The sequence below is a fragment of the Candidatus Aeolococcus gillhamiae genome, from assembly GCF_016464765.1.
GTDB lineage: Bacteria > Chloroflexota > Dormibacteria > Aeolococcales > Aeolococcaceae > Aeolococcus > Aeolococcus gillhamiae.
The window spans coordinates 1-3,033 of the sequence record NZ_JAEKNS010000147.1 but is presented as its reverse complement, the minus strand read 5'-3'; the positions used below and the strand labels follow the sequence as shown (position 1 = coordinate 3,033).

General features: G+C 64.2%; 2 protein-coding genes. Both read right to left on the bottom strand.

Annotation, left to right across the window (positions count from 1 at the left end):
• Position 1: 1 nt before the first annotated feature.
• Positions 2-1,078, bottom strand: a complete 1,077-nt coding sequence (locus tag JF886_RS15005) for an IS630 family transposase (protein WP_337313873.1) — start codon at positions 1,076-1,078, stop codon at positions 2-4.
• 132 nt (positions 1,079-1,210) lie between these two features.
• Complete coding sequence (locus tag JF886_RS15000) at positions 1,211-2,473, bottom strand: cation:proton antiporter (protein ID WP_337313871.1); 1,263 nt, start codon at positions 2,471-2,473, stop codon at positions 1,211-1,213.
• Positions 2,474-3,033: the final 560 nt, after the last annotated feature.

Genomic DNA, 3,033 nt, shown 5'->3' with positions numbered 1-3,033 from the left:
GCTAGTGCACCGACTCAGGAATACTTAGACGGTTCGCCTTGGCGAGGATGACATCAGCGGGTTTGATCCAGACGAACGGTCGGGAGTTCTTGTTCCAGCCGGTGAGAAAGCGGCCGATGGCAGCGACCAGTGCGGGCACGCTGCGGAAGACGCCACGGGCGATGGCCCGCCGCTGCAGCACGGAGAACCAGGTCTCCACCTGGTTCATCCAGCTGCCCCCGATGGGCGTGAAGTGAAGGTGGATGCGAGGGTTGTCTGCCAGCCACGCCCGGACGACCGGATGCTTGTGGGTTCGATAGTTGTCGACAACGAGGTGGAGATCCTGGGTTGGGTACACCCGGGCCAGCCGCTGCAGAAAGCGCAGGAACTCCTCATGGCGGTGGCGTGCGTAGCAGCGTCCCGTCACCTCGCCGGTGGCGATGTCGAGAGCTGCGAAGAGCGTCGTTGTGCCGTGGCGAACGTAGTCGTGGCTGCGTCGCTCGACCTGGCCGGGGCGCATGGGCAGCAATGGCTGGGTCCTGTCCAGCGCTTGGATTTGGCTCTTCTCGTCGACGCATAGAACCACTGCTTTCTCGGGCGGGTGCAGGTAAAGACCGACGATGTCGGTGACCTTGTCCACGAGGTCGGGATCAGGGCTGAACTTGAAGCTGCGCGTGCGATGCGGCTGAAGACCGTGATCCTTCCAGATCCGCAGCACGGTGCTGTGACTGATGCCGAACCGCGCACCGAGCCGGCGCGCGCTCCAATGTGTGCTGCCGTCCTTCGGTGCCTCCATCGTCGCCGCCACCACACGGTTGATGAAGTCGCGCGACAGGTGCGGCTTCTGGCCGCGCCCGCCGGCCTCCTCGAGACCGTCCAGGCGGGCTTCGCTGAAGCGCCGACGCCATCGCCGGACGGTCAGACGATTGCATCCCAGCCGCTCGGCGATGACATCGCTGGCGACGCCGTCAGCGGCCAGCAGCACGATCTGGGCGCGCAGCACCTGACGATGCGGCAGCAATCGGCTGCGCGTCCACATCTCCAGCGCAGCGCGCTCTTCGGATGTCGGCAATAGCGGAGGCGAAGGGTGATTTGCCATACCCGGAAGCGTGCATCATCTCGTACGCATCCGTCTACCTATTCCCCTTCCACTGCACTAGGTCACTGCGGCGGGGGCGCTCTCGCAGCATCGCCTTCAGCCCAGCAAGGCATCTGCAGACCCGGCTCGCCATCACGGAGCTGCTCGCTCTTGCACCGCAGCGCCCAACGCCTGATCAGGCTCCTCCTGCGAGCGAGGGCGGCCTGAGAATGACGGTGCGGACTGGCCATGCAGCAGCTCAGTCTCCTTGGCACGGAAGACAGATTGCGCGATGAACGTCGGCACCAGCGCGGTCAGCACGACCACCGTCACGAGGACCGAGTACTGGGATCGGTCGATGTAACCGTGCGTGTATCCAAAGAGCGCGGAGATCGAGCCAAAGGTGAGGCCCGTCGACATCATCATCGTCGTGTACCAGGCTTGGCGGCCGTGCAGTTTGAAAAGCCTGGTTGCCGGGAAGACACCGACCACCTTGGCACCGACCTTGACGCCGAAGAACAGGAGGATCGAGCCGATTCCCGCGACGACGGCCGAGAGTGAGATCAGGGTTCCGGCCTTCAGGAAGAAAAAGGGCGTGAGGAAGCTCAGCGCGATGCCCCGGACACGCCCGGCCAGCTTGGGGTCTTCGTGGAAGACGCCGGCTGCCACCAAGCCGAGGAGGTAGGCGGGGAGCACAGCCTCAGATCGCGCCGCCGTCGCCAGCGCTCCCAGCCCGAACAGCAGGAGAAACACGAACTTCACATCAGGCTCGCTGACACCGTGTCCAAGAAAGCGAATCACCGACCGAAGAACCCGTGGCAGCAGCACCAGGACGAGCGCGGTGGCGACTCCGAAGGCAATGAGAAGCGCGTTGTAGTTGGCGAAGATCACCCCGAGAGCCAGGACGGTTCCGAGGTCGCAGACAAAGCACGCGGTGAGGATGAGTTTGCCGAGGTCCGTCTTGTTGAGCCCTGTCTCGATCATCACCGCATACACGACGGCGACCGAGGTGGTGGACAGCGCGATCCCGGCGACCTCGCTCGCGTGCAACTGCCAGTGAAAGACATAGAGGGCAAACGCCCATGCCGCGGCGAATGGCAGGGCAAATCCGATGCCCCCGATCGCCAGGCTCGGTGCCAGAAACCGTCGGAAGGAGGCAGGGTCGATCTCCGCCCCGGCCAGAAATGTCAGGAGGATGCTGCCGAAGCCGGCCAGGAAGTCGATCCACTGGTTCGTGGCCATCCCCAGCACGTTGCCGCCGAAGACGCCGAGCAAGATTTCGACCAGGGCCACCGAAATTCCGATCCGCGGCGAGATCGCACTGGCGACGAAGGCGAGGCCGATCCACAGCGCGGCGACGCCATAGATGTTGTTCAGCTGGTCAAGGGCACCGATGTGGAGAGGGCAACAGCTCATGGGCGCGGACTCCTACCAGGGATGGCTGGTAGGGCCCATCAGGCGCACGGCCGTTGCGGCGAGACCCATCGCCAGGCCCACCGAGGGAGGGCCTGCGGTAAGGATAGCGGGTCTACCGCAGACTGGCTGTCCCACCGGGGGTACACTGACCTTGGCGATGAGGCCCGCCTAAGCTAAATGACCACCGTAGCGGCCAGGGTTGGCGGCAACTAGTCCCAGCGCGGTGCGCGTCGGATGTTCGTCGGAGGCGCTCGGGCGAGCGACATGGTGTGGCGGCGAATACGCCGCGGCATGCTATCCGGCGCCAGAGGGGATACGCTGGCGGAGGACGCGACGCCGCCTGTGTGCGGGCTCGGGCGCGCCGTATCGAGCACCCTCTGTTGCGGCGTAGCCCTCGGAGCCTATGATATATTACTCTGGTCGCGTGACATGTTACTGGTGGTCCGTCTGCCACGACCTTCCAGGAGATGACTTCAGATGAAACCTTGGCATGGTGTTATCGTCGCTACGGCCCTACCGTACACGGAGAATCTCAAGGTCGACTTGGACCGTTACCAGGA

Excerpts from the sequence above, each read along its gene's own strand:
- JF886_RS15000 (WP_337313871.1), bottom strand. The coding sequence starts at position 2,473 with ATGAGCTGTTGCCCTCTCCACATCGGTGCCCTTGACCAGCTGAACAAC.
- JF886_RS15005 (WP_337313873.1), bottom strand. The coding sequence starts at position 1,078 with ATGGCAAATCACCCTTCGCCTCCGCTATTGCCGACATCCGAAGAGCGC.